We start from the raw sequence: 26,124 nt of genomic DNA on the forward strand, positions 1-26,124 counted from the left end.
ACGCGGCGCCCTGCTGCGCGCAGGAGTTCGCATGGCCCACCCGTTTGAAACACTCACCCCCGACCTGGTCCTCGACGCTGTCGAAAGCATCGGTTTCCTCAGCGATGCGCGCGTATTGGCGCTCAACAGCTACGAAAACCGCGTCTACCAAGTGGGCATCGAAGACTCCGAGCCGCTGATCGCCAAGTTCTATCGCCCACAGCGCTGGACCAACGAGGCGATCCTCGAAGAACACCGCTTCACCTTCGAACTGGCCGAATGCGAAGTGCCGGTGGTCGCGCCACTGATCCACAACGGCGAAAGCCTGTTCGAACATGCCGGTTTCCGCTTCACCCTGTTCCCGCGCCGTGGCGGCCGTGCGCCAGAGCCAGGCAATCTCGATCAACTCTATCGCCTCGGGCAACTGCTCGGCCGTTTGCATGCGGTGGGCTCGACCCGCCCGTTCGAACACCGTGAAGCACTGGGCGTGAAGAACTTCGGTCACGATTCCCTCACCACCTTGTTGGAAGGCAATTTCATCCCCAAAAGCCTGCTGCCGGCCTACGAGTCCGTGGCCCGCGACCTGCTCAAGCGCGTGGAAGAGGTGTACAAGACCACGCCGCACAAAAACATCCGCATGCACGGCGATTGCCACCCCGGCAACATGATGTGCCGCGACGAGATGTTCCACATCGTTGACCTGGATGACTGCCGCATGGGCCCGGCGGTGCAGGACCTGTGGATGATGCTCGCCGGCGACCGCCAGGAATGCCTGGGGCAGCTGTCGGAATTGATGGACGGCTATCAAGAGTTCCACGACTTCGACCCGCGCGAACTGGCGCTGATCGAACCCCTGCGCGCCTTGCGCCTGATGCATTACAGCGCCTGGCTGGCACGGCGCTGGGATGACCCGGCGTTCCCCCATAGCTTTCCGTGGTTTGGCAGTGAGCGTTATTGGGGCGATCAGGTGTTGGCCTTGCGCGAACAGCTCTCGGCGTTGAATGAAGAGCCACTGAAGCTGTTTTGACTGACAAATATCCTTACAATCGCGCTTTGTTAGCTGCCTAAGCAAGGACTCTGCAATGCAAGCCGCCAACCCCCGCAAGGGGTACATCCTGGGCCTGAGCGCCTATGTCATCTGGGGTCTGTTCCCGCTCTACTTCAAAGCCATCGCCAGCGTACCCGCCGCCGAAATCATCGTGCACCGCGTGCTGTGGTCGGCGCTGTTCGGCGGTTTGCTGTTGATGGTGTGGAAACATCCCGGCTGGTTCCGCGAACTGCGTGACAACCCCAAGCGCCTGGCGATCCTGGCCCTCAGTGGTTCGTTGATCGCGGGTAACTGGCTGACCTACGTGTGGTCGGTGAACACCGGGCGCATGCTGGAAGCGAGCCTGGGTTACTACATCAACCCGTTGGTGAATGTGGTGCTGGGCATGTTGATCCTGGGTGAACGCCTGCGCCGTTTGCAGTGGGTCGCCGTTGGGCTGGCTGCGGTGGGTGTGGCGCAGCAGGTGTGGCAGGTGGGCAGCTTGCCGTGGGTATCGCTGGTACTGGCGTTGACCTTTGGTTTCTACGGGCTGATCCGCAAGCAGGCACCGGTGAAGGCGCTGCCGGGGCTGGTGGTGGAAACCTGGATGCTGGTGCCGATTGCGGTGGCATGGCTGCTGTTCAACCCGACCGCCCACAGTGCGCAGATGGAATTCTGGAGCACCTCCGAAGCCTGGTGGCTGGTGGCCGCCGGCCCGGTGACGCTGATCCCGCTGGTGTGTTTCAACGCCGCCGCACGGCATTTGCCCTATACCGCCCTGGGCTTTTTGCAGTATGTCGCGCCGACGCTGGTGTTGCTGGAGGCTGTGTTGCTTTTCGGCGAACACCTGGCGCCGAGCACCTTGACCGCCTTCGCCTTCATCTGGGCAGGCCTGGTGGTGTACAGCGTGGATATCTGGCTCAGCGCACGCAAACGCTGATCAAATAACGTACAAACATCTGCAAGCCATGATCTGCGTGGCTTGCAGGCATCCACCCCAAGGTTATCCACAACCTGATCCCCGCCATTTGTGCACAAGCCCTTGAAACTGCTCGTTTTTTGCTCAAATAGCGAAGAAGCCCGGCCCACGTGGCCTGGCGTCGTGTCTCTACAGGTTATCCACAGGCCCATGCAAGATTTCCCTGCATAACCCTGTGGGCAGATTATTCCTCGTGGTGCAGCTCCACCATCAGATCATCGGCCAGGGTTTCCAGGGACAACTGCAAGGTATCCAGGGATAACGCTGCCGGCACCTGCAACAGGGCCTCGGCGGTAAACAACGGATCACCGCTCATGGGCGCCGGGCGCACGTCCGTGCTCAGGCTCTCCAGGTTCACGCCCTGCTTGCTCAGCAGCGCCGTGATCTCGCGCACAATGCCCGCACGGTCATTGCCCACCAGCGTCATCATGATCGACTTGGAGGCCGAGGCCTGCCCGCTACTGCCCTCGCCCACCAGCACGCGAATGCCGTGTGTGGATAAGTCCTCCAGCGCGCCGACCAACGCCTGACGGTTCTCTGTGGGAACGCTGACCCGCAGGATCCCGGCAAATTGCCCGGCCATGTGCGCCATACGGCTTTCCAGCCAGTTGCCACCCTGGGCGGCGATGTTCTGCGCAATGCGCTCCACCAGACCGGGTTTGTCGGCGGCGATAATTGTGAGTACAAGATGGTCCATGGCGAAGCCCTCTGGTGCATGACCTGTAGGAGCGAGCTTGCTCGCGAAAAACGTCAACGATAACGCAGCGTGTTCAGACAGCTCGCGTCGCCCACTCGTTTTTCGCGAGCAAGCTCGCTCCTACAAGGTGGACGTGCGGCCGCCCGAAAACAAATCGTGTACCATTTTTATATTTATCTGGAACAATCCAATAGTTTTTTGAGAACATCCGGTTCTCCGCTGTGACCGTACGACCAAAGTGGGTCGCTAAACGACGTATTTAGTCTAATTTTCACAACCGCAAGTCATCATGTAGTATGCCCAACCGTGCACTACATAATGAAAATCTGAAAAAGCGCATAAGCTCCGCAGAGTGAGGCAAGCAATGACTGAACACGTTCAAGTCGGTGGCCTGCAGGTCGCCAAAGTCCTGTTCGACTTCGTGAACAACGAAGCCATTCCCGGCACCGGCATCACTGCCGACCAGTTCTGGGCCGGTGCCGACAAGGTCATCCACGACCTGGCACCGAAGAACAAAGCCCTACTCGCCAAACGCGACGATTTCCAAGCGCGGATCGATACCTGGCACCAGACTCACGCAGGCCAGGCGCACGACCCGGTGGCCTACAAGGCCTTCCTGCAAGACATTGGATACCTGCTGCCAGAAGCCGCGGATTTCCAGGCCACGACCCAAAACGTCGATGACGAAATCGCCCGCATGGCCGGCCCGCAGCTGGTGGTGCCGGTGATGAACGCGCGCTTTGCCCTCAACGCCTCGAATGCGCGCTGGGGCTCGCTGTATGACGCGCTGTACGGCACCGACGCCATCAGCGAAGCCGACGGCGCCGAAAAGGGCCAGGGCTACAACAAGGTCCGTGGCGACAAGGTGATCGCCTTCGCCCGCGCCTTCCTCGATGAGGCCGCCCCGCTCAGCGCCGGCAGCCATGTGGAGTCGACCGGCTACAAGATCGTTGATGGCACGCTGATCGTCAGCCTCAAGGGCGGCAGCAATAGCGGCCTGCGCGACGACTCGCAACTGATCGGCTTCCAGGGTGACAGCGCCCAACCGATTGCGATCCTGCTGAAACACAACGGCCTGCACTTCGAAATCCAGATCGACGCCAGCACCCCGGTCGGCCAGACCGACGCCGCCGGCGTCAAAGACGTGCTGGTGGAAGCCGCGCTGACCACCATCATGGACTGCGAAGACTCCGTCGCCGCCGTGGATGCCGACGACAAAGTGGTGATCTACCGCAACTGGCTCGGCCTGATGAAGGGCGACCTGGCCGAAGAAGTGGCCAAGGGCGGCAAGACCTTCACCCGCACCATGAACGCCGACCGCGTGTACACCGGCGTAAATGGCCAGGACGTGACGCTGCATGGCCGTTCGCTGTTGTTCGTGCGCAACGTGGGTCATCTGATGACCATCGACGCGATCCTCGACAAAGACGGCAACGAAGTGCCCGAAGGCATTCTCGACGGGCTGATCACCAGCCTGGCGGCGATTCACAGCCTCAATGGCAACAGCAGCCGCAAGAACAGCCGCACCGGTTCCGTGTACATCGTGAAACCGAAGATGCACGGCCCGGAAGAAGCCGCGTTCACCAACGAGCTGTTCGGCCGCATCGAAGACGTGCTGAACCTGCCGCGCAATACCCTGAAAGTCGGGATCATGGACGAGGAACGCCGCACCACGGTCAACCTCAAGGCCTGCATCAAGGCCGCCAGCGAGCGTGTGGTGTTTATCAACACCGGTTTCCTCGACCGTACCGGCGACGAGATCCACACCTCCATGGAAGCCGGCGCGATGGTGCGCAAGGCGGCAATGAAGGCAGAAAAATGGATCGGCGCCTATGAAAACTGGAACGTCGATATCGGCTTGAGCACCGGGCTGCAAGGCCGTGCGCAGATCGGTAAAGGCATGTGGGCGATGCCCGACCTGATGGAGGCGATGCTCGAACAGAAAATCGCCCACCCACTGGCCGGCGCCAACACCGCGTGGGTACCGTCGCCTACGGCGGCTGCGCTGCACGTGTTGCACTACCACAAGGTCGACGTATTCGCCCGCCAGGCCGAATTGGCCAAGCGCGAACGCGCGTCGGTGGACGACATCCTGACCATTCCCCTGGCAACCAACACCGATTGGTCTGACGAAGAGATCCGCAACGAGCTGGACAACAACGCCCAAGGCATCCTGGGCTATGTGGTGCGCTGGATCGACCAAGGCGTCGGCTGTTCGAAAGTGCCGGACATCAACGATGTGGGCCTGATGGAAGACCGCGCCACCCTGCGTATCTCCAGCCAGCACATCGCCAACTGGCTGCGCCATGGCATCGTCAACGAAGCCCAGGTGATGGAAAGCCTCAAGCGCATGGCGCCGGTGGTCGACCGTCAGAATGCCGGGGACAAACTGTATCGCCCGCTGGCACCGGATTTCGACAGCAACATCGCGTTCCAGGCAGCGGTGGAGTTGGTGATTGAAGGGACCCAGCAGCCAAACGGGTACACCGAGCCGGTATTGCACCGTCGGCGTCGGGAGTTCAAGGCTAAGAACGGCCTGTAAATGAAAAAGCCCTGATCGAGAGATCGGGGCTTTTTCTTTTGGGGTTGTGGTGGCTGAACTGGCGCTATCGGGGGCAAGCCCCTCCCACAACTAATAGGCGGCGCAGCAAACATGTGGGAGGGGGCTTGCCCCCGATGAGGCCGTTATCTACACCGCAGAATCAGGACGCCATCCCCAACTCGCGCTTGACCATCTTCGCCAACTTCACGCTATCAATCGGCTTGAGCAAGAAGTCCACCACGCTCAAATGCATCGCGTCGATCACGTCCGGCGCTTCCGCGTCCCCCGACATGATGATGATCGGCAACGCCGCCCGGGTGGACTCACGCACTTGTCGGATCAGTTCCAGGCCATTGCTGGGCGCCATGCGCAGGTCGGTGATCAGCAAACCAATGGAGCTACTGGACTTCAACAAATCCCACGCCGCTTCACCACTGTCGGCAGTCATGCAGCGAATACCGTCCAGCCCCAGGATTTCCGCCAGCAGTTCACGCGCGTCCTTGTCATCGTCAACAATCAACACGCGTTGTGGCGGTAAATCAGGCTCCAGCATCACGGCGCTCAGCGCCTCACGCTCGGCATCGCTCAAAATATCGTGGTCGGACATACGGTTCTCAGCAATTCTCATCTAGCTCCCAGCACACTCGTCAGACATCTGCGGAAGGGCGATCAATGTGCACTTCGTCGGAAAGTTTGACTAGTGGGTGTTCTACGGGGTTTGGACGATAGTCATGTAAGGTTTTTCCCTAGGTGTGTGCCGTTTGTATCGACCTAGACTTACGTCCAATGGGCACCCGCTGCGCAGGAGTCGACCATGAGGGACGATAACGACAAAAAAACTGCGGTCACTGTTATGAGTAAAGCTGATGCCTACGCCCAGGCGGGGAAAACTGCTGTATTGCAAAATATCCACGGCACCCTGCAATTCCTGCAACGTTTCCCGCCGTTCAACCAGATGGAAAACGCGCACCTGGCGTTTTTGGTGGAACAGTGCCAGTTACGCTTCTACAGCCCCGGCGACAGCATCCTCAAACCGTCGGGCGGGCCGGTAGAGCATTTTTATATCGTCAAGCAGGGCCGGGTCGTGGGCGAGCGGCCGGACAGCGCCGAAACCACCTTTGAAATCACTACGGGCGAATGCTTCCCCCTGGCAGCCCTGCTCGGTGAACGGGCCACCCGCACCGAGCACAAGGCCGCCGAAGACACCTTCTGCCTGCAACTGAACAAACCGGCGTTTATCAAGCTGTTCGCGCTGTCCAGCGCGTTTCGCGACTTTGCCCTGCGCGGCGTCAGCAGCCTGTTGGACCAGGTCAACCAGCAAGTGCAGCAAAAGGCGGTGGAAACCCTCGGCACTCAATACTCGCTGAACACTCGCCTGGGTGAATTGGCCATGCGCCACCCGGTAACGTGCAGCCCAGTCACGCCGCTGCGCGAGGCCGTTACGCTGATGCATGAGCAGCAGGTGGGCAGTATCGTGATCGTCGATGAACACAAAGCGCCCCTGGGGATTTTCACCCTGCGCGACCTGCGCCAGGTGGTGGCCGATGGCAACAGCGATTTTAGCCGGGCCATTGAAGCCCATATGACCCAGGCACCGTTCTTCCTGACCCCTGACCACAGCGCCTTCGACGCCGCTATCGCCATGACCGAACGGCATATCGCCCATGTGTGCCTGGTCAAGGAGCAGCGCCTGTGCGGTGTGGTGTCCGAGCGCGACCTGTTTTCCCTGCAACGCGTGGACCTGGTGCACCTGGCGCGCACCATCCGCAACGCACCGCGGGTGGATAACCTGGTGGCGATTCGCGGTGAAATCGGTCAACTGGTGGAGCGCATGCTGGCCCATGGCGCGTCGTCCACCCAGATCACCCACATTATTACCCTGCTCAACGACCACACCGTGTGCCGGGTGATCGAACTGACCTTGGCCGAAAAAGGCGACCCTGGGGTGCCGTTCAGCTGGTTGTGCTTTGGCAGCGAAGGCCGCCGCGAACAGACGCTGTACACCGACCAGGACAACGGCATCCTGTTCGACGCCAAGGACGCCGCCGAAGCGGCCGAGATGCGGGGCCGACTGCTGCCGCTGGCACAGCAGATCAACCAGAGCCTGGCACTGTGCGGGTTCAGCCTGTGCAAAGGCAATATCATGGCTGGCAACCCGGAACTGTGCCTGTCGCGGGCCGAATGGGCGCGGCGTTTTGCGGCGTTTATCCGCGAGGCCACGCCGGAGAATCTGCTGGGTTCCAGCATTTATTTCGATCTGCGCGTGGTGTGGGGCGATGAACGTGGCTGCGAGCAACTGCGCCAGGGCATTCTGGATCAGGTCGTGGACAACCGGTTGTTCCAACGCATGCTGGCCGAGAACGCGTTGCGTCAGCGCCCGCCTGTAGGACGTTTCCGCGAGTTTGTGCTGACCCGTAAAGGTGGCGAAAAAGCCACCCTCGACCTCAAGGTGCAGGGCCTTACGCCGTTTGTGGACGGCGCGCGCCTGCTGGCCCTGGCCAATGGTATCCATGCCAACAACACCCTGGAGCGCCTGCGCCAACTGGTGGTCAAGGAAGTCATTGAGCCCCTGGACGGCGCCGCCTATGAAGAGGCTTACCACTTTATCCAGCAAACCCGCATGCAGCAGCACCAGTTGCAGACCCGCGAGAACCAGCCGTACTCCAACCGTGTCGACCCCGACAGCCTCAACCATCTGGACCGGCGCATCCTGCGGGAATCCCTGCGCCAGGCCCAACGCCTGCAAAGCAGCCTGACGTTGCGGTATCAGCTGTGAGCTTGTTCAACTGGCTGCGTACGAAAAAACCGGGGCTCGACAGCGCGCAACAACAGCGCCTGGAGCAACTGTGCAAACCTTCGCCGCTAGGCAACCAACCTTTGCGCAGCCAACGCTGGGTGGTGGTGGACCTGGAAACCAGCGGCCTGAACCTCAATCGCGACCAGGTGCTGTCCATCGGCGCGGTGGTGATCGAGGACGGTGCGGTGGATTTCTCCCAAATGTTCGAACGCACCCTGCAACGCGCCGAGACCAGACTCAGCCCCAGCGTGCTGATCCACGGCCTCGGCCCCAGTGCCATTGCCGCCGGCAGCGACCCGGTGGAGGCGCTGTTGGACTTCATGGAATTCGTTGGCGATTGCCCCTTGCTGGCCTTCCATGCGCCATTCGATCAACACATGCTGTGCCGGGCGCTCAAGGACAGCCTGGGTTACCGCCTGGCCCACCCGTTCCTGGACGTGGCCGACATCGCCCCGCTGCTGTGCCCCGACGCGCCTATCCGCGAGGCCGGGCTGGACAACTGGATCAACCATTTCAACCTGCACGTGGGCGAGCGCCATCACGCCAGCGCCGATGCCCTGGCCACGGCGGAGCTGATGCTGATCCTGTTCAGCCGCGCACGGGCGCAACACATCGACACGCCACAGGCGCTGCAAGAGCGTTTGAGCCAATGGAAACGGCGTCAACAAGCGCCCTCTTTCTAGCGGACGCGGAGCGTCCTGGGAGGCATTCCCACGCTGAGCGTGGGAACGATCAACCGACAGACGCCAATTGCGCACACTCGACGGCTCTGACACAATCGCGAATAATTCTCGTTAGTTTAAACATCGCGTTTATCAGGTGATGCCTTGTCGTCGATCCAGAACCCACGCAGTGAGCTTGTTGGTGCGTTGTATCGCGACCATCGCAGTTGGCTGTTGGCCTGGCTTCGACGCAACGTGGCCTGCCCAAGCCGCGCCGAAGACCTGAGCCAGGACACCTTCATGCGCCTGCTCGGCCGTGACGAGTTGCGTGAGCCCCGCGAGCCACGGGCCTTTTTGGTGGCAATCGCCAAGGGCTTGCTGTTCGACTACTTCCGCCGCGCCGCCCTGGAACAGGCCTACCTCACCGAACTGATGCTGATCCCGGAGAGCGAACACCCCTCGCCGGAAGAACAGCACCTGATTCTCGAAGACCTCAAGGCCATCGACCGCCTGCTCGGCAAACTGTCGAGCAAGGCCCGCGCCGCCTTCCTCTATAACCGCCTAGACGGCCTGGGCCACGCGGAAATCGCCCAGCGCCTCGGCGTCTCGGTGCCGCGGGTGCGCCAGTACCTGGCCCAGGGCATTCGCCAGTGCTACATCGCACTGTACGGCGAGCCAACATGACAGTGATCAGTTCCAAACCGGTCTCGGCCCGCGTGCTGGATGCCGCGATTGCCTGGCAGTTGTCCCTTGATTCAGGCGACGGCAGCGCCATTGAGCGCGAAGAGTTCGATAAATGGCTGGCCAGCGATGGAGAGCACGCCCGCGCCTGGCACCAACTGGGCATGCTCGACCAGCGTTTCAGCGTGGCCTCGGGCCCGGCGCGGGTGGCCTTGTTGCAATCGCGCGAAGGTATTCGCCAACGCGTGCGCAAGCTGGGCAGTGGGCTGGCGAGCATCGCACTGGTGATCGGCCTGGCGTTGTTTGCCGGCGAACGCTATGTGCCGATCCACTATTGGCTGGCCGACCAACGCACTGCCACGGGTGAACAGCGCACGCTGAAGCTGGCAGACGGTACGCTGATCAACCTCAATACCCACAGCGCCATCGACGTGCGTTTTGATGAGAAGCGCCGGCTGATCGTGTTGCAGGAAGGTGAGATCCTGGTCGAGACCGGCCATAACGATGCGCGTCCGTTCTATGTGCAAACCCGCGACGGCAGCCTGCGGGCCCTGGGTACGCGGTTTATCGTCAAGCGCGAAGACGACGCCACGCGCTTGAGCGTGCTGCAATCGGCGGTGGCTGCCCAGCCCGAGGCGCTGCATCAGGAGCAGATCTTCAAGGCCGGCCAGCAAGTGCTGATGCGCAGCGACGGCCTCGGCCCATTGCTGGCCGTCACCCCCGCCACCGACGCCTGGACGCGCGGCATGCTGGTGGTGGAGAACGCCCGCCTGGGCGATGTGATCGAGGAACTGAGCCGCTACCGCACCGGTTACCTGGGTGTGGATAAAAACGTGGCCGATTTGCGCATCACTGGCAGCTTCCCATTGCGCGACACCACGCTGGCGCTCAATGCGCTGCTGCCGACCCTGCCGGTGCAGATCGAGCAGCACACGCCGTGGTGGGTGACGGTTAAGGGCAAGCCTTAGTTTTAGCGGTGCCTTGGCTATCGCTTTCGCAGGCAAGCCAGCTCCCACACTTGACCGCGTTCTACCTGAAAAAACACGGTCGAATGTGGGAGCCGGGCTTGCCCGCGAAGAGGCCCGCAAGCACACCTTACGCCCCGGGGAAAAATATTTTCACCCTGCCCTATCACTTTCTGATTCTCGTTCGGCACATAGGCAATTGCGAATTACTTCCATTCAGGAGCCGCCCTATGTCCCGCACGCTAGACACCTTGTTGCGCCCCAGCCTGTTAGCCGTGGCCATTGCCCTCGGCACCCCGCTGGTCAGCCCTTTGCTGATCGCCGCCGAACAGGCGTCCAGCGTGCGCGCCTACAACTTGCCGGCGGCGCCACTGGCGAGCACCCTGAACCAGATCGCCAGCCAGGGCGGCCTGGCACTGACCCTCAGCCCGGCACTGGCATCGGGCAAGACCTCGGCGCCGGTCCAGGGCCAGTTCGATGCACCCGGTGCGCTGCGTGAGGCGTTGCGTGGGACGGGCCTGCAGTTGGAGCAAAGCAGTGCGGGGACTTATACCCTGGTGCCGGTTCCGGAGGGCGTCGTGGCGTTGCCGACCACCAATATCACCGGGCAGGACAGTTATGAAAGCGCCTGGGGCCCGGTCGACGGCTACCTGGCCAAGCGCACCGCCGCCGGCACCAAGACTGACACCGCGCTGGTCGAGGCGCCGCGCTCGATCTCGGTTGCAACGCGCCAGCAGATGCAGGACCGCAACGTGCAGAACCTGGATGACGCGGTCAAATACATGCCCGGCATCGTCTCCGCCAGCTACGGCAGCGACACCCGCTACGACTGGATGCGCGTGCGCGGCTTCGAACCGACCCAGTTCCTCGACGGCCTGCCGCTGCCACGCGGTGTGTACGCCAACCCGAAAGCCGAAACCTGGAACCTCGATCGCCTCGCCCTGCTGCGCGGCCCGGCCTCGTCGATCTACGGCCAGACCCCACCGGGCGGCCTGCTGGACATGGTCAGCCGCCGCCCCAGTGCCGAGTCGAGCAATGCCGTACAGGTGCAATACGGCAGCGACAACTACCGCCAGATCAACTTCGCCAGCACCGGCAAGATCGATGATGAAGGTCGGTTCCTCTACGGCCTCAGCGGCGTGGTGCGGGACGCAGGCACCCAGGTCGATCATATCGACAACAAGCGCTACAACCTTGCGCCGAGCCTGACCTGGAACATCGACCCGGACACCAAGCTGACGTTCCTTTCACAGTTCACCCGCGACGATACGGGCACCACCAGCCAGTTCATGCCGATCCAGGGCACCAAGATCAAATCGCCGCTGGGCGAGGTGTCCCACCACAAGAACCTGGGCGACCCGGACTACGAGTTCTACGACCGTACCTACTACGCGCTGGGCTATGCGTTCGAGCATCGCTTCAACGACACCTGGCAGTTCAAGCAGAACTTGCGCTACACCAAGTCCGAGCTGGACTTCCAACAGCTGACCGTGGGCTCTTATGCCTTCTCCCCAGCGGATGCGGCGGGCAATATCAGCCGGTCGACCACCAACGTGAATGAAAGCATCGGCCAGTTCGCGCTGGACAACAACTTCCAGGCGGACTTCGCCACCGGCGACATCACCCACACCTTGCTGCTCGGCCTGGATCACCAGCGCACCGATACCACCTATCGCGCGATCTACGGTACAGCGTCGAATATCAACATCTTCAACCCGGTCAATACCCAACCGACTGTGCGCCCTACCGGCGTCCGCCCTTTTTACGACTACAACCAGAAGACCGTGCAAACCGGCCTCTATGTGCAGGACCAGATGGCCCTGGACCAATGGCGCCTGACCATGGGTGGGCGTGAGGACTGGGTACACCAGGGCACCACGTATTTCAACGATAACGATGCGACCAACACCGACCGCATCAAGCACTTCAGTGGCAACGCGGCGCTGAGCTATGTGTTCGATTCGGGCTTCGTGCCGTACTTGTCCTACGCCGAATCCTTCCAACCGGCGAGCAACGCCGACACCAATGCCACCAAGACCTTCAAGCCGACCGAAGGCAAGCAGTGGGAAATGGGCGTCAAGTACCAGCCGCCCGGCTCCAACACGCTGCTGAGTGCGGCGGTCTACGACCTGACCCAGAAGAATGTGCAGGTGACCACCCTCGGCGCCGGCGGCCAGCAAATCAACAGCCAGACCGGCGAAGTGAAGGTCAAGGGCCTGGAGCTGGAAGCCGTGTCTGATGTGACCGAGAACCTCAAGGTCATCGCCGCCTACACCCTGGCGAAATCCGAGGTGCAAAAAGGCATCTACAAAGGCAACCGCCTGACCTTGATGCCGAACCAGCAAGCCTCCCTGTGGACCGACTACACCTGGCACACCGGCCTGCTCGACGGCTTCGGCATCGGCTTTGGCGCCCGCTACACCGGCAACACCTACGGCGACCAGGCCAACACCTGGCTGGGCAAGGCCAACGCCTACACCGTATTCGACGGCGCGGTGCACTACGACCTCGGCCGCCTGGACAACAGCCTCAAGGGCGCATCGGTCAAGTTGAACGCCACCAACCTGTTCAACAAGGACTACCTGTCCACCTGTGACGGCAACTACTGCTACTTCGGCGACCAACGCAGCGTCGTCGCCAGCGCCACCTACCAGTGGTAATCGGCTGAGTTAACCACCGGGCCGCCCCAAGGGGCGGCTTTGGTGTGTCTGAAGGTTGAAAACATGAAAAGCCAAACCATCCGCCGCTGGTCCTTCATCCACACCTGGACCAGCCTGATCTGCACGGTATTCCTGCTGCTGCTCGCCCTCACCGGCCTGCCGCTGGTGTTTCACCACGAGATCGACCATCTATTGGGCAACGAGCCCGAACTGGCGCAGATGCCCGCCGATACGCCGCAGCTCAACCTCGAGCAGCTTGTAGCCAAGGCGCAGGCCCATCGCCCTGGCGAGGCCATGCAGTACCTGGCCTGGGACGAAGACGACAAGAACGGCGTGATCGCGATCATGGCCGCCACGGCCGGCACCGAGCCCAACTCGTCGCACACCTTCATGCTCGACGCGCGCACCGGCGAAGCCCTGGAAACCCCGGCGGCCAACGGCGGGTTCACGCTGTTCCTGCTGCGCTTGCACGTGGACATGTTCGCCGGCCTGCCGGGCAAGCTGTTGCTGGCGTTCATGGGGGTTCTGTTTGTACTGGCGATCATCTCCGGCACGGTGCTGTACCTGCCGTTCATGCGCCGCCTGAAATTCGCCACCGTGCGCCAGGACAAATCCACCCGCCTGCGCTGGCTCGACCTGCATAACCTGATCGGCGTGGTCACCCTGACCTGGGCCCTGGTGGTGGGTGTGACCGGGGTGATCAGCGCCTGCGCCGACCTGATCATCGCCGCCTGGCGCCAGGACAGCCTCAGCGCCATGATCGAACCCTACAAAAACGCCCCGCCCCTGACCCAGCGCGCACCGGCTACCGAGCTGTTGGCGATTGCCGCCAAGGCCGCACCCGGCATGGCGCCGGACTTCATCGCCTTCCCCGGTACGCGCTTTTCCAGCGAGCACCATTACGCCGTGTTCATGAAAGGCAGTACCCACCTCACCTCGCATTTGCTCACGCCGGTACTGATCGACGCCAGCACCCTGGCCGTCACCGCCATCGCCGAACGCCCGTGGTACATGGACGCCATGGGCATGTCCCAACCGCTGCATTTTGGCGATTACGGCGGCATGCCGATGAAGATCCTGTGGGCGGCGCTGGATGTGCTGACCATCATCGTGCTGGTGAGCGGGATTTACCTGTGGGTCGTAAGGCGCCGAACATGAAGCCACGTCAGTCGAGTTTCTGGAAGGTTTTCGGGGTTCCGCTGGGGATCGGCCTGCTCAGCGCCGCCGGGTTGTTTGCAGCGCTGCTCGGGGATGGGCTGTGGGATTCGCTCAGTTGGCTCGGGTTGGGCATTCCCGCTGCAATTGGCACTTGGGCCTTGCTCAAACGGTGAGATAGATTAGCGCAGCCCAATCAGAGGAATGCCCATGTCCGCTCCCAGCATGACCTTGTTCCACAACCCCGCTTCACCGTTTGTTCGTAAGGTTCGCGTGCTGCTGGCTGAAACCGGCCAGCAGGATCGCGTCGCCCTGTACGGCTGCATGCCGACCCCGGTCAACCCGGATGCGCAGGTGGTAGAAGGCAACCCCGTGGGCAAGATCCCGGCCCTGCGCCTGGCCGACGGTTCAGTACTGCACGACAGCCGGGTGATCCTCGATTACTTCGACCACCAGCACGTCGGCACCCCGCTCATCCCCCGCGACGGCTCGGCCCGCTGGCGCCGCCTGACCCTGGCCTCGATGGCCGATGGCATCATGGATGCCGCCGTGCTGGTGCGCTACGAAACCGCCCTGCGCCCGGCAGAAAAACACTGGGACCAGTGGCTCGACGAACAGCGCAACAAGATCCGTCGCACCCTCGCCGAGCTGGAAGCCGACGCGATTGCCGAACTGGCCAGCCATTTCGATATCGCCGCCATCAGTGTGGCTTGCGCCCTGGGTTACCTCGACTTCCGCCACCCGGATATGCAATGGCGCCTGGACAACCCACAGCTTGCCGCCTGGTACGCGCAGGTCAGCCAGCGCCCTTCGATGCTGGAAACCCAGCCACCGCTTTGACAGTCACTGTAGTCCGGTGTGGGAGGGGGCTTGCCCCCGATGGCGGTGGGGCAGCGACAGGTGAAGTAACAGTCACACTGCAATCGGGGGCAAGCCCCCTCCCACATTGGCCGGTGGCAAGGTTGAGATAGTCGATGATCCTCGCCTTCATTTGCTGATCCTCGCGCAACCCGATCATTGCACCGCCTCCAGGTCAAACGCCAACGGCTCGGCCGCCTTGCGCTTGCCCACGCCATACCAGTCCAACTTGCGCGTCAACACCATCACCGTGCCCAGCAGGCCGAACAGCAGCAACGAGCCCATCAGCAGCGCGTAGTCCTCGGCACTCAACAACCCGTAGAGCAAGCCATACAGCGCCGCCAGCCCCGCCGAAAAGCCCAGGCCATGCGCCACGCTGCGCAGTACGTGACACACATAGAAGCCGATCAACAACACGCACGCACTGGCCGAGATCAGGTAGGCCAGGGCAAATCCGATGTGCTCGGACAACGACAGCAACAGCAGGTAGAAGAACGCCAGCGCAAAGCCCACCAAGGCGTACTGCACCGGGTGCACCGCCAGGCTCTTGAGCACTTCGAACAGGAAGAAACCGGCAAAAGTCAGGGCGATGAACAGCAGCGCGTATTTGATCGCACGGTCGCTCTTGAGGTACTGGTCCACCGGGTCGATGAAGTTCACGCCGAAGCTGCGGTTGTTGAAGTCATTGCAGCCCTGGCCGTCCAGGCAGGTTTGCAGGGCCTGTTCGAGGTTGGTGGAAAAAAATGAGGTCTGCCAGTTGGCGGTAAACCCCTTGTCGGTGACCTCGCGTTGCGCCGGCAGGAAGTTGCCGATAAAGCTGGGGTGCGGCCAGTTGGAGGCGAGTGACACCTGGCTGGTCTTGCCCACCGGCACCACTTGCAATTGTTCGGTGCCTTGCAGGCGCAGGTCGAAGGCAAACTCCACGACAGAGGGCTTTTTGCTGTCCTGCTCCGGCAGCGCCACGTGCACGCCTTCACCCAGCCAGTCCACCTGAGAGCCCGGCTCGAACTCCAGTTGCTGGCTGCCCAGCTCCAACTTCAACGCATTCTCGATGCCGCGAATATCGCTGATACCCACCGCCAGAAACGCCGGCTCAAAGCGGTAATCGGCAAAGTTCTCGGTGATACCCAACTGCGCAGGCAATTCGAAGCGCCCGCTGATGCGGTTGTCGGCATGGAACAGCCGCGCCTGGTAGATGCCGCGTGCGCGCAGTTCGGTCTGCACCTTGCCGTCGAGTTCAAAACGGTCCGGCAGGAAATACAGACGACCACGCTCTTCACGGGTGACTTCGTAGCGTTTGTTGAGCTTTTCATTGAGCTTCCACTCGCGGACGGTCTTGCGATACGGCACCACCATCACCGGGCCGGTGAGGCGCTGGGCGTAGCTGGAGCTGCGGGCGATGTCCATCAGGACGCCGTCGCGCAGTTGCTGGCGGTCGCTGATGATGCCGTTGATCATCAGCAACGGAATCAGCAACAGCAGGATCAGCAGCGCAATCGCGCCAAGTTTGAAAAGCAGGCTGCGGTTCATGGGTCTCTCCCTGTTTTGATGGGGGAGAGTCTGGGCAGCCTGTGTGGGAGATTTATGTGGGCAATGTGGAGACTGTATGGAGATGCAGCACCACTTGCACGCCACCTTGCACGTTACCGATCTGCAAGGCGCCGCCGTGCAGCTTCATCACTTCCTCGACAAAGTTGAGGCCCAGGCCGGTGCTTTTGCGCCCGCTGGCCGGGCGTGGCAGCGAGTAGAACCGTTCGCTCAAGCGCGGCAGGGCGTAGTCGGGAATCGGCGCGGCCTGGTTGAACAGGCTCACCTGCACGTCGTTGTGCCGGGTCTGCGCGCTGAATTTCAAGGTGCCGCCAGGCGGTGTGAAATCCAGCGCGTTATCCAGCAAGTTGCCCAGGGCCTGGCGCAGCAGAAAGGGTTCGCCGTACACCTTCACATCCGCTGCAATCGTCTGTTCGACGTGCAACCCGGCGCCTTCGATCCGCGCACATTGCGCCTTGAGCACATCATCGACCATGGCTGCCAGCGGGATACTCATTTGCTCTTCCAGGCCCTGGCGTTGCTCAACCTGCGCCAGGTTCAGCAGGCGTTCGATCAACTGCTGCAGGCGCGCGCTTTCGCTGTCGATATTGCCGACGAAGCGCTGCTGTTGCTCACGGGTCATATCGCCCTGCAACAGCTCTGCCGCGCCGCGTATCGCGGCCAGCGGGCTCTTCAACTCGTGGGTCAGGGTGTGCACATAGTGTTCGACGTAGGCCTTGCCTTCCAACTGCGTGCGCATGTGCTCGACGGCGGTGGACAACTGTTTGAGTTCGCCGCCACGGTAATGCGGCAACTCGGCGCGCCGGCCCTCGCTGACCGCCTCGGCGTAAGCCGTCAAGCGACGCAGCGCAACGCTCAGCCACCACGACAGCAGCGCGCCGAGCAACAGGCCGAGAACCACAAGGCCCGCGCCGTACCACAGCAGGCGCCGCTCGGTGCGGTCGACGTAGGGCTGCAACGAGCTGTTCGGCTTGGCCACGGTGACCACGCCGATGATCTGGCCGTTGTCACGGATCGGCGCGCCCACGTGCATCACCGAGGAAGTGGGGTCATCCAGCTCGCTGCGGGTGGAGCGCGCACCGTACTCGCCGCGCAGGGTCAGGTACACGTCGTTCCATTTGGAATAGTCCTGCCCCACCGCTTCGCCCGTGGAGTCGAGCAACACAATGCCATTGGCGTCGGTCACGTAGATGCGGTGGTTGACCTGGTTCTTCGGCAACCCCCAGATGGTCGCGCCCGGCTGGCGATTGCCGTAGGCCTTGAGCAGTTCCGGCCAGTGGCTTTGGCCGAGGGTGCCGTGCTTCACGTCATCGCGCAGGATCTCGGCCAGCAGGTTGGCGGTGTCCACCAGGGTTTCTTCGGTGGACTGGCGCACGCCGGGGCGGATTTCCTTCATCACGGTGCTGAGCACGAAGTAGCCGGTCAGGCCGATAAACAGCGCGTATACCAGGAAGATCCGCAGCCCCAGGCGCATCAGCTGTTGCCCGGGCTGTAGCTGTAGCCGAGGCCGCGGTGGGTCTGGATCGGCTCGGCGTCCGCAGCCACGCTGCGTAACTTGCTGCGCAGGCTTTTGATATGGCTGTCGATGTTGCGTTCGTAACCGGCATCCGCCGCCACGCCGACCGCGTCCAACAGCTGCTCGCGGCTGAATACACGTTCAGGCTGTTCCAGCAGGCTTTGCAGCAGGCGGAATTCGTGACGCGTGAGGCTCAACGGCTGGCCGCGATACATGATCTGCATGCGCTCCAGGTCTACCTGGAACACCACCGGCGCAGCTCCTGGGCCAATGCGCTTGAGGATCGCCCTGACCCGCGCCGTCACTTCCCGAGGGCTGAAGGGCTTGACCACATAATCGTCCGCACCGATTTCCAGCCCCACCACCCGATCGATCTCGCCATCCCGCGCGCTGAGGAACATCACCGGCACTTCGCTGAACCGGCGCAGTTGCTTGCAGGTTTCAAACCCGGTGATGTCCGGCAGGCCGATGTCGAGGATGATCAGGTCGGCCGGGGCCTGGCGTTGATGCTCCAACGCCGCCTGGCCGAGTGTCAGCCAGGTGGTGGTGAAGCCCTCGCCTTGCAGGGCGAATATCAGCGTGTCGGCTATCGCCGCTTCGTCTTCGACAATCAGGATGTGGGGCATGGTGGTCGGTCAGCAGTCCGGTTTGTCAGCAGTGTAGCGACGCGCCGGGTTGACCGCAGCGCCGAACTCGCGCAGAGCCTTGGCGCCGATCAGCAGCGGATAGTTGAAGCTGCTGCGGTCGGTGAGGTTGACCTCAACAGTGCGCTTGACGTCGCCCAGGCACATTTCCAGGTCGATCACCGGGCGCTTGGCCACGGTGGCTTCGTCCTTGTCCTCGTCTTCGTCGGCGCGGCTCTTGATCTTGCTGATGCGCGAGACTTTGTGTTCGTAGACCTTATCGGACGCGTCCTTGCCGCCGAGGCGGAAACGCACCCAATCGTCACCGTCACGGGTGAAGGTCTGGATGTCGCGGGCCGACAGCGAGGCGGTCAGCGCGCCAGTGTCCATCTTGGCCTTGAAGGTTTCGCCGATCTCCGGCAACTGGATGTATTCGTAGCGACCGTAGAGGGTCGGCTCGGCGGCCATGACCGGCAGGGCAACCAGGGCGAGGGAGGCAAGAAACAGTTTCACGAAGTGATGTCCTCGGAAAGAAGTAGGCGGATTCTAGACCGCAAAAGCGCCGGTTAGTTAGCTCCCCCCAGCATACCCGGCACATTGTGAAACATTCGTACGGTGATTTGCGATTTGGCCTCTAGACTCACCTTGCTTATGATGGCCCGCCCACAAGATTCCAAGAGTTACTTATGCGCCGCCTGCTCACCGGCTGTTTTGTCTCATTGCTACTGCTGCTCAACACCCTGATCCTGATCGGGCCGTTGATGGTGTTTGCCCTGCTCAAGCTGGTGGCTCCCGGCCACTATCGTGACTACATGTCGTGGGCGGTAATGTGGATCGCCGAGACCTGGGCCGAGATCGACAAGTTGATCTTCGCGCTGTGCATCCCGACCCAATGGGATATTCGCGGCGGTGAAGACCTGCGGGGCGATACGTCCTACCTGGTGATCAGCAACCACCAATCCTGGGTGGATATCCCGGCGCTGATTCAGGCCCTGAACCGCCGCACGCCGTTCTTCAAATTCTTCCTGAAAAAAGAGCTGATCTGGGTGCCCTTCCTGGGCCTGGCGTGGTGGGCGCTGGATTACCCGTTCATGAAGCGCTACACCAAGGCATTCCTGGCCAAGCACCCGGAACTGGCGGGGCAGGATTTGCAGATTACCAAGCAGGCGTGCGAGCTGTTCAAGCGCCAGCCGGTGACGGTGGTCAATTATCTGGAAGGCACGCGGTTCAGCGACGCCAAGCGCAGGCAGCAGGGTTCACCCTTCAACCGCTTGCTCAAGCCCAAGGCGGGCGGCGTGGCGTTTGTGCTGGCGGCGATGGGCGAGCAACTGGATGCGGTGCTGGACGTGACGGTGGTGTATCCGCAGCAAAAGATTCCGGGGTTCTGGGCTTTGATCAGCGGTTCGGTACCGAAGGTGATCATTGATATCCGCACCCGCGAACTGGACCCGGCGCTATGGCAAGGGGACTACGAGAACGATCCGGCGTTTCGCCAGACTGTCCAGAGCTGGGTGAACCAGCTCTGGCAGGAGAAGGATCAGCGCATTCAGCTATTGCTCAAGTAATACGGCCTGATGTTGTTCGGAACGCCAGGCCATCCCGATCCTGATGCTTTGGCGATTTCGATGACAGCCTTGGCCATCTCATTCTCATCGCCCGTCAACGCGTTTAGCCCCAGCTCTTCCGGCGTGACTCCAGCGCCCAGTTTATCAATGGCTTCCTTGACCTTCTTGGCCGCATCGCCCGTCAACGCGTTTAGCCCCAGCTCTTCCGGCGTGACTCCAGCGCCCAGTTTATCAATGGCTTCCTTGACCTTCTTGGCCCCATCGCCTGTCAAAAACGTTAGCCCCAGGTCCTTCGGGTCGGCTCCAGCAGCAGCTTTATGGAGCAACAGCGAACGTGCCAAGTTCGTGTAATTGTCCTTGAATTGCCCGCCTTTTTTTGGGCTGCTTTCTTCCCCTTCCCAGAGATTACGGACATTCGAGACGGACTGAACGTTTTGAGCCAGTTCGGCAAATTTAGTAAAACTCACTAGAGGCAGCGCATTAATCTGTGTCATTGGGGCACCATTTTCGGTTAGTTTTAGAACCTCTCAAACATCGCTCATAGCGATTGATGAGAGAGGTCTCACTGGGTGGCAACTAACGTCCTACGGTTCCTCGCGGTTTATCACAGAGTGTTACGCAGAACGTGACCCGGCAGAGAGAAAAGGGCACGCCGAACGTCAGTTAGTTGCCAGTGCCCCAGGCCGAGGCCAATTTACCCAGCAATGACTGGTTCGCACCCTGGCCACCCAAGTATTGCAGGATCACCGGCGCAAACTGGCCGACCATGCCACTGTCCATGCCCAGGGCGCTGAACGCGGTGTTCAGGTCGTTGGTGTTCTTCACATTGCCCAGCAGGCCGTCGAGGCCGCTGGTCTTGCTACCGCCAGCCTGGCCGAGCATCCCGCTCAAGGCCCCGAGGCTGCCCAACGCATTATTGCCCGACAGTTGGTCGAGGCCCGGCACGCTATTGCCCAGTTGCGAATAGTCGTTGCCGCTCAATTTGTTCTTGGCCAGGCCCAGCATGGCGCCCGTACCGCCGACCGCTTGCTCGGGGGTGATGTTCAGTTGCGAGGTCAGGGCGCTCAACAGGCCGGCCGTCTCGGACGACGGTGCAGCAGCGGCTGCCTTGTTGTTACCACCCTGCATGCCGGAAATGGCATTGGCCGCGTCGCCAAGGCTGAACCCCGCGGCAAGCACCGGGCCGGCTGCCAGGGTCATCAGGCAGGAAAGGGCGAAACCGCGTGAAATCTTCATCGAAACAACCTCTGGGTGTAGGAGCTAAAAGCAGGCGTTTGACTGACAGTCCGGAACGATTGTTCCCACACCAAGGTTAGTTCAGATTTCTCTGCATCCAAATCACCTCGGCCCGCGTATAGCCTGCATACGCCACTCGGAGTTGGATGGAATGAATGCCCAGGCTGAACTACCCTCCGCTTACCGCGTGCAGTCCCGTCGCCCTCGAAGGAGGGCCTGGAGAAGCCCTATTACTGACGATAACGCTGATCCATTGCGACCTTTGTTGGCCCAATGTGCCCTGGGTAACCGCCGGGCGTTCGAAACCCTCTACCGCAGCGTTTCGCCGCGCCTGCACGGTGTAGCCCTGCGTTTCATGGGCCGCCCGGACCTGGCCGAAGAGGTGTTGCAGGAAGCCTTCGTGCGTATCTGGTACAACGCCTCCCGCTACGAAGCGCACCTGTCTGCGCCGATGACCTGGATGGTCAACATCACCCGCAACCTGGCTATCGACCAATTGCGCAAGCACCGTGAACAGCCGCTGGCAGAGGGTCAGCAAGACGCCTTGCTCGATGAGGCCCCCAGCGCCCACGACCAACTCGACAGCGAACGCCAAGCCCGCACCTTGAACCGTTGCCTGGACACCCTCGACGGCATGCAACGCCAGTCCATCAGCGTGGCTTACTTCCAGGGCCTGTCGTGCTCGGAATTGGCCGAACACTTGGCCGCGCCCCTGGGCTCGGTCAAATCCTGGATTCGTCGCGGCATGGAACGCCTGCGCAGGTGCCTTGAATCATGAACTACCAGACCATCGCCCTGCGCCGCGCCCTCGCCGCCGACTATGCCATAGGCCTGATGCCCGCCACCGCGCGCAGGCGTTTTGATGCCCTGCTGCTGGAGGATGCCGCGCTACGTGTGGAACTCGGCCATTGGCAGGACGCACTCGCCAGCCTGACCGGTGCCTTGCCCGAGCGAGCGGTGCCGGCGCATGTGTGGGAAGGCATCAAGGCGAGGATCGAGCCGCAGGTGCTGCATGTGCCGGCGAAGAAACCGTTCTGGATGAACCTGCGCCTGTTGGCGGCGGCGTTTGGCATCGTCATTGCCGTGCTGGTGGGCGTGCTGTACCAGCGCGACCTGGGAATGGAATACAACGCCACGCTGGTCGCCGCCAACCAGCAACCGGCGCTGCAGATCAAGACGTTTGCCGACCACCTGCAAGTCGAGCCGCTGACATTGGCCGCTATTGAGCCGACACGCGCCCTGGAACTGTGGGCCATTCCTGCCGGGGGCAAGCCGATCTCCCTGGGCCTGGTGCCCGTGGCGGGCAAAGGTCGAATCGCGTTGAACAAAACGCAGCAGGCGCTGCTGAAAACACCGCTGACCCTCGCCGTCAGCCTGGAGCCACAAGGGGGCTCGCCGACAGGTCAACCGACCGGGCCGGTGCTGTATCAGGGTCAATTGGCATCACTTTGAGGTGAGATGGCGCCAGGAACCCGGCGCGCAGACTGTTAGATCTGTGGGAGGGCTTGCCCCTCCCACATCTGGAACGCGGTATCCCAGGGATTTAAGCCGCGCTGAAGAGTTTGTGCGGATCAATCACAAACTTCTTCGGCACACCCGCATCGAACTCGCCATACCCGCGCGGCGCATCATCCAGGCTGATCACCTGCACACCGACGATTTCGGCGATGTTGATACGGTCCCACATGATCGCCTGCATCAGCTGGCGGTTGTACTTCATCACGGGCGTTTGCCCTGTGTGGAAGCTGTGGGACTTGGCCCAGCCCAAACCAAAGCGAATGCTCAGGCTGCCCATTTTTGCGGCGGCGTCCACGGCACCCGGATCTTCGGTGACGTACAGGCCAGGGATACCGATCTTGCCCGCCACGCGCACCACGCCCATCAGCGAGTTGAGTACGGTGGCCGGCGCTTCGGCCTTGACCCCTTCATGACCGTGACCACGGGCTTCGAAGCCCACGGCATCGACGGCGCAGTCCACTTCCGGTTCGCCCAGCAGTGCGGCGATCTGTTCGTGCAGCGGGGTGTCCTTGGACAGGTCGGCAATTTCAAAGCCCTGGGCCTTGGCGTGCGCCAGGCGCACCGGGTTGACGTCACCGATGATCACCACCGCCGCGCCCAGCAGGCGGGCGGAAGCGGCAGCCGCCAGGCCCACAGGACCGGCACCGGCGATGTAGACCGTGCTGCCTGGGCCAACGCCGGCAGTGACGGCGCCGTGGTAGCCGGTCGGGAGGATGTCGGAGAGGCAGGTCAGGTCGCGGATTTTCTCCATGGCCTTGTCGCGATCCGGCAGTTTGAGCAGGTTGAAGTCGGCGTACGGCACCAGCACGTATTCGGCCTGGCCGCCGGTCCAGTCACCCATGTCGACATAGCCGTAGGCGCCACCGGCACGGGCCGGGTTGACGGTCAGGCACACGCCAGTGTGTTGCTCTTTGCATGAGCGGCAGCGGCCGCAGGCTACGTTGAACGGTACGGAAACCAGGTCGCCGATTTTCAGGTTCTCGACGTCGCTGCCCTTCTCGATCACTTCACCGGTAATTTCATGACCGAGCACCAGGCCGGTCTGGGCAGTGGTACGGCCACGCACCATGTGTTGGTCGGAGCCGCAGATGTTGGTGGAGACCACGCGCAGGATGACGCCGTGCTCGATCTTCCTGCCACGGGGGTCCTGCATTTTGGGATAGTCGATTTTCTGTACTTCGACCTTGCCGTTGCCGAGATACACGACACCACGATTACCAGACATGCTTTCACCTCGCTGTTGTTTTTATGGAACTGCGTTGCCCGTTGGGTGGGCAGCGCGTTTAAGTGCTCGGGTACAGATGCTGTTCTTGCGTTGTTTGTGAGGGCCTCATCGGGGGCAAGCCCCCTCCCACATTCGACCGCATTCCAAAGGTGGGAGGGGGCTTGCCCCCGATTGGCGCCAGTCAGAGCACCACCGTCCGATTGGCGTTCAAAAACACCCGCCGCTCAATGTGATACCCCACCGCGCGGGCCAACGTCAGCCCTTCGATATCCCGCCCCTTGGCAATCAAGTCCTCGGGGTAGTGGCTGTGATCCACCACCTCCACGCCCTGGGCGATGATCGGGCCTTCGTCCAGGTCGTTGTTGATGTAATGCGCCGTGGCGCCCACCAGTTTCACGCCCTTGTTGTACGCCTGGTGATACGGCTTGGCGCCCTTGAACCCCGGCAGCAACGAGTGGTGGATGTTGATGGCCTTGCCATCCAGCTTGCGGCACAGCTCCGGCGACAGCACCTGCATGTAGCGCGCAAGGATCACCAATTCGGCACCGGTGTCTTCCACCACTTGCCACACCTGACGCTCCTGGGACGGTTTGTCGTTGGGGTCGAGGGGGAAATGGTAGTAGGGAATCTGGTGCCAGTCGGCCAACGGTTTCAGATCGGGGTGATTGGACACCACCGCGACCACGTCCATCGACAGTTGGCCGATGCGCTGGCGGTACAGCAGGTCGTTGAGGCAGTGATCAGCCTTGGAGACCATGATCACCACTTTTGGCCGGTAGTTCGGCGCCGTCAGCTCGAAGATCATGCCGAAGGCTTCACCCCGCGTGGCCAGGCCATCGCGGAACGCCTGCTCGTCAAAACCGTCGGGCTGGCGGAATTCCACGCGGATAAAGAACCGGCCCGAAAGCCGGTCATCGAACGAATGGTGCTCAGTGACGTAGCAACCCTGTTCGAACAGATAGCGGGTAACCGCGTCCACCGTGCCGAGCACGCTGGGGCAGTCGGCGGTCAAAATCCATGTATCGGGTGCGCGGCTCATTGTGCGTGACTCCTAGATCGTTCCCCCGCTCTGCGTGGGAATGCCGCCATGGACGCTCTGCGTCCGCTCTTGGGACGCGGAGCGTCCCGGGATGCATTCCCACGCCGAGCGTGGGAACGATCATTACGACTGGACGCTCAGGCCGAACTCGGCCGAGGCATCCTGCAACCACAACCACCAGTAGTCCGAGAAGCTGCGACGGATCAGCAGCTCCCAGGTGTCTTCAGCCGTGTGGCGGATCACCAGTTGCGACTTGGCGAACACCGTGCCCACAGCCTTGCCCACCGGGAAGTTGTTGGGGTGCACGTCGTAGCTGGTGGACTTCATCAGCACATCGCGCACGTTCGGGCCGCTGAGTTCGAGGATCTGCTGGCCGCCGCTGACATTGACGACCTGGATATGCAAGTCGCCCAGGGTGGCGCGCAGGTTTTGTTCAGCGGCGAATTCTTCACCGCTCGGCACGATCAGCAACCACTCATCCGGGCCGAGCCATTGCAGGCTGGTTTCGCCTTTTACGATCACTTGCAGGGCACCGGGCAACTCGATGCCCACAGCTTTGTGCACACCGGCGGCGAAGGCTGCATCGTGGCCGTCGCCACGAATAGTCAGGTGGCCCAGGAGTTTCTTTTCACGCACAGTCACACCGGCGTTCTTGCGACCCTTGCCGACCAGGCTGGCGAGGTCGGCATGGTGCAGCGACGACTCGGCCTTGGCGCCGGAGGTGGGGCGTTGTTGGTAAACATTGGCTGCTGTCATAAAGCACCTGTTCTGAATTGATCGTTCCCACGCTCTGCGTGGGAATGCCGCCATGGACGCTCTGCGTCCGCTCTTGGGACGCGGAGCGTCCCGGGA

25 protein-coding genes are annotated in these 26,124 nt (G+C 61.8%); 14 read left to right on the top strand and 11 right to left on the bottom strand.

The annotated features are described in order from the left end of the window. Positions 1-31: 31 nt before the first annotated feature. Both BLR69_RS18860 and rarD read left to right on the top strand, forming a co-directional pair. Positions 32-1,006 (top strand): serine/threonine protein kinase, encoded by a 975-nt coding sequence (locus BLR69_RS18860; RefSeq protein ID WP_071494354.1) that lies wholly within the window; start codon positions 32-34, stop codon positions 1,004-1,006. Positions 1,007-1,061: 55 nt separating this feature from the next. Then, positions 1,062-1,946, top strand: a complete 885-nt coding sequence (gene rarD, locus BLR69_RS18865) for an EamA family transporter RarD (protein ID WP_071494355.1) — start codon at positions 1,062-1,064, stop codon at positions 1,944-1,946. Between the two features lie 223 nt (positions 1,947-2,169). On the opposite strand, the gene BLR69_RS18870 is transcribed toward rarD, so the two are convergent. Beyond that, positions 2,170-2,682: a glycine cleavage system protein R gene (locus BLR69_RS18870; RefSeq protein ID WP_071494356.1), complete on the bottom strand. Its 513-nt coding sequence runs from the start codon at positions 2,680-2,682 to the stop codon at positions 2,170-2,172. A gap of 364 nt (positions 2,683-3,046) precedes the next feature. Between BLR69_RS18870 and BLR69_RS18875 the strand changes: the two genes are divergently transcribed. Then, entirely contained in the window at positions 3,047-5,224 is a 2,178-nt protein-coding gene (locus BLR69_RS18875) for a malate synthase G (RefSeq protein WP_071494357.1), read from the top strand. A 160-nt stretch (positions 5,225-5,384) separates the two neighbouring features. On the opposite strand, the gene BLR69_RS18880 is transcribed toward BLR69_RS18875, so the two are convergent. Beyond that, positions 5,385-5,831, bottom strand: coding sequence for a response regulator (locus BLR69_RS18880; RefSeq protein WP_058426679.1), 447 nt, complete (start codon positions 5,829-5,831; stop codon positions 5,385-5,387). Positions 5,832-6,077: 246 nt separating this feature from the next. Here BLR69_RS18880 and BLR69_RS18885 point away from each other — a divergent pair, with 246 nt between their 5' ends. The 8 genes from BLR69_RS18885 (at position 6,078) to BLR69_RS18915 (ending at position 14,984) form a co-directional block, all read left to right on the top strand. Then, positions 6,078-8,000, top strand: a complete 1,923-nt coding sequence (locus tag BLR69_RS18885; protein ID WP_172832133.1) for a putative nucleotidyltransferase substrate binding domain-containing protein — start codon at positions 6,078-6,080, stop codon at positions 7,998-8,000. Continuing rightward, the gene (locus BLR69_RS18890) at positions 7,997-8,704 is read left to right on the top strand and encodes a 3'-5' exonuclease (protein WP_071494359.1); all 708 of its coding nucleotides are present in this window, start codon (positions 7,997-7,999) and stop codon (positions 8,702-8,704) included. The genes BLR69_RS18885 and BLR69_RS18890 overlap by 4 nt, the downstream gene beginning before the upstream one ends. 144 nt (positions 8,705-8,848) lie before the next feature. Continuing rightward, positions 8,849-9,367, top strand: coding sequence for an RNA polymerase sigma factor (locus BLR69_RS18895; RefSeq protein WP_071494360.1), 519 nt, complete (start codon positions 8,849-8,851; stop codon positions 9,365-9,367). Continuing rightward, positions 9,364-10,332, top strand: a complete 969-nt coding sequence (locus tag BLR69_RS18900) for a FecR domain-containing protein (protein WP_071494361.1) — start codon at positions 9,364-9,366, stop codon at positions 10,330-10,332. The genes BLR69_RS18895 and BLR69_RS18900 overlap by 4 nt, the downstream gene beginning before the upstream one ends. Positions 10,333-10,559: 227 nt before the next feature. After that, complete coding sequence (locus BLR69_RS18905; protein WP_071494362.1) at positions 10,560-12,989, top strand: TonB-dependent siderophore receptor; 2,430 nt, start codon at positions 10,560-10,562, stop codon at positions 12,987-12,989. 63 nt (positions 12,990-13,052) lie between these two features. After that, on the top strand, positions 13,053-14,147 hold the full coding sequence (locus BLR69_RS18910) for a PepSY-associated TM helix domain-containing protein (protein ID WP_071494363.1): 1,095 nt from the start codon (positions 13,053-13,055) through the stop codon (positions 14,145-14,147). Further along, positions 14,144-14,320, top strand: a complete 177-nt coding sequence (locus BLR69_RS30965; protein ID WP_139222450.1) for a DUF4175 domain-containing protein — start codon at positions 14,144-14,146, stop codon at positions 14,318-14,320. The genes BLR69_RS18910 and BLR69_RS30965 overlap by 4 nt, the downstream gene beginning before the upstream one ends. A 34-nt stretch (positions 14,321-14,354) precedes the next feature. Further along, entirely contained in the window at positions 14,355-14,984 is a 630-nt protein-coding gene (locus BLR69_RS18915; RefSeq protein ID WP_071494364.1) for a glutathione S-transferase family protein, read from the top strand. 174 nt (positions 14,985-15,158) lie between these two features. Here the strand turns inward: BLR69_RS18915 and creD are convergent, their stop codons facing one another. Genes creD through rloA2 form a run of 4 tightly spaced genes read right to left on the bottom strand, consistent with a single transcriptional unit; the run spans position 15,159 to position 19,202 of the window. Beyond that, positions 15,159-16,532 carry a cell envelope integrity protein CreD gene (gene creD, locus BLR69_RS18920; protein ID WP_071494365.1) on the bottom strand — a complete coding sequence of 458 codons (1,374 nt, stop codon included), beginning with the start codon at positions 16,530-16,532 and terminating at the stop codon, positions 15,159-15,161. 52 nt (positions 16,533-16,584) lie between these two features. Then, on the bottom strand, positions 16,585-18,024 hold the full coding sequence (creC, locus tag BLR69_RS18925) for a two-component system sensor histidine kinase CreC (protein WP_071494366.1): 1,440 nt from the start codon (positions 18,022-18,024) through the stop codon (positions 16,585-16,587). Then, the gene (gene creB / locus BLR69_RS18930; protein WP_071494367.1) at positions 18,024-18,692 is read right to left on the bottom strand and encodes a two-component system response regulator CreB; all 669 of its coding nucleotides are present in this window, start codon (positions 18,690-18,692) and stop codon (positions 18,024-18,026) included. Before creB ends, creC begins: the two co-directional genes overlap by 1 nt. A gap of 9 nt (positions 18,693-18,701) precedes the next feature. Next, the gene (gene rloA2 / locus BLR69_RS18935) at positions 18,702-19,202 is read right to left on the bottom strand and encodes a retropepsin-like aspartic peptidase RloA2 (protein ID WP_071494368.1); all 501 of its coding nucleotides are present in this window, start codon (positions 19,200-19,202) and stop codon (positions 18,702-18,704) included. A gap of 173 nt (positions 19,203-19,375) precedes the next feature. On the opposite strand from rloA2, the gene BLR69_RS18940 reads away from it, so the two are divergent. Further along, on the top strand, positions 19,376-20,254 hold the full coding sequence (locus tag BLR69_RS18940; RefSeq protein WP_071494369.1) for an acyltransferase: 879 nt from the start codon (positions 19,376-19,378) through the stop codon (positions 20,252-20,254). Here BLR69_RS18940 and BLR69_RS18945 read toward each other — a convergent pair. Both BLR69_RS18945 and BLR69_RS18950 read right to left on the bottom strand, forming a co-directional pair. Continuing rightward, positions 20,236-20,748: a hypothetical protein gene (locus BLR69_RS18945; protein ID WP_071494370.1), complete on the bottom strand. Its 513-nt coding sequence runs from the start codon at positions 20,746-20,748 to the stop codon at positions 20,236-20,238. The two genes, BLR69_RS18940 and BLR69_RS18945, sit on opposite strands and share 19 nt — an antisense overlap. 169 nt (positions 20,749-20,917) lie before the next feature. Beyond that, entirely contained in the window at positions 20,918-21,490 is a 573-nt protein-coding gene (locus BLR69_RS18950) for a DUF2780 domain-containing protein (protein ID WP_071494371.1), read from the bottom strand. Between the two features lie 151 nt (positions 21,491-21,641). Here BLR69_RS18950 and BLR69_RS18955 point away from each other — a divergent pair, with 151 nt between their 5' ends. Both BLR69_RS18955 and BLR69_RS18960 read left to right on the top strand, forming a co-directional pair. Beyond that, on the top strand, positions 21,642-22,268 hold the full coding sequence (locus BLR69_RS18955; RefSeq protein ID WP_083365816.1) for a sigma-70 family RNA polymerase sigma factor: 627 nt from the start codon (positions 21,642-21,644) through the stop codon (positions 22,266-22,268). Then, complete coding sequence (locus BLR69_RS18960; RefSeq protein WP_071494372.1) at positions 22,265-22,942, top strand: anti-sigma factor; 678 nt, start codon at positions 22,265-22,267, stop codon at positions 22,940-22,942. The genes BLR69_RS18955 and BLR69_RS18960 overlap by 4 nt, the downstream gene beginning before the upstream one ends. Positions 22,943-23,033: 91 nt before the next feature. On the opposite strand, the gene fdhA is transcribed toward BLR69_RS18960, so the two are convergent. From fdhA to BLR69_RS18980, 3 genes are all read right to left on the bottom strand, one after another. Next, positions 23,034-24,233 carry a formaldehyde dehydrogenase, glutathione-independent gene (gene fdhA, locus BLR69_RS18965; RefSeq protein WP_016972852.1) on the bottom strand — a complete coding sequence of 400 codons (1,200 nt, stop codon included), beginning with the start codon at positions 24,231-24,233 and terminating at the stop codon, positions 23,034-23,036. 181 nt (positions 24,234-24,414) lie between these two features. Next, positions 24,415-25,272, bottom strand: a complete 858-nt coding sequence (gene purU, locus BLR69_RS18970) for a formyltetrahydrofolate deformylase (RefSeq protein ID WP_005792124.1) — start codon at positions 25,270-25,272, stop codon at positions 24,415-24,417. A gap of 123 nt (positions 25,273-25,395) precedes the next feature. After that, positions 25,396-26,028 (bottom strand): sarcosine oxidase subunit gamma, encoded by a 633-nt coding sequence (locus BLR69_RS18980; protein WP_071494373.1) that lies wholly within the window; start codon positions 26,026-26,028, stop codon positions 25,396-25,398. Positions 26,029-26,124: the final 96 nt, after the last annotated feature.

The organism is Pseudomonas azotoformans, from assembly GCF_900103345.1.
GTDB lineage: Bacteria > Pseudomonadota > Gammaproteobacteria > Pseudomonadales > Pseudomonadaceae > Aquipseudomonas > Aquipseudomonas azotoformans.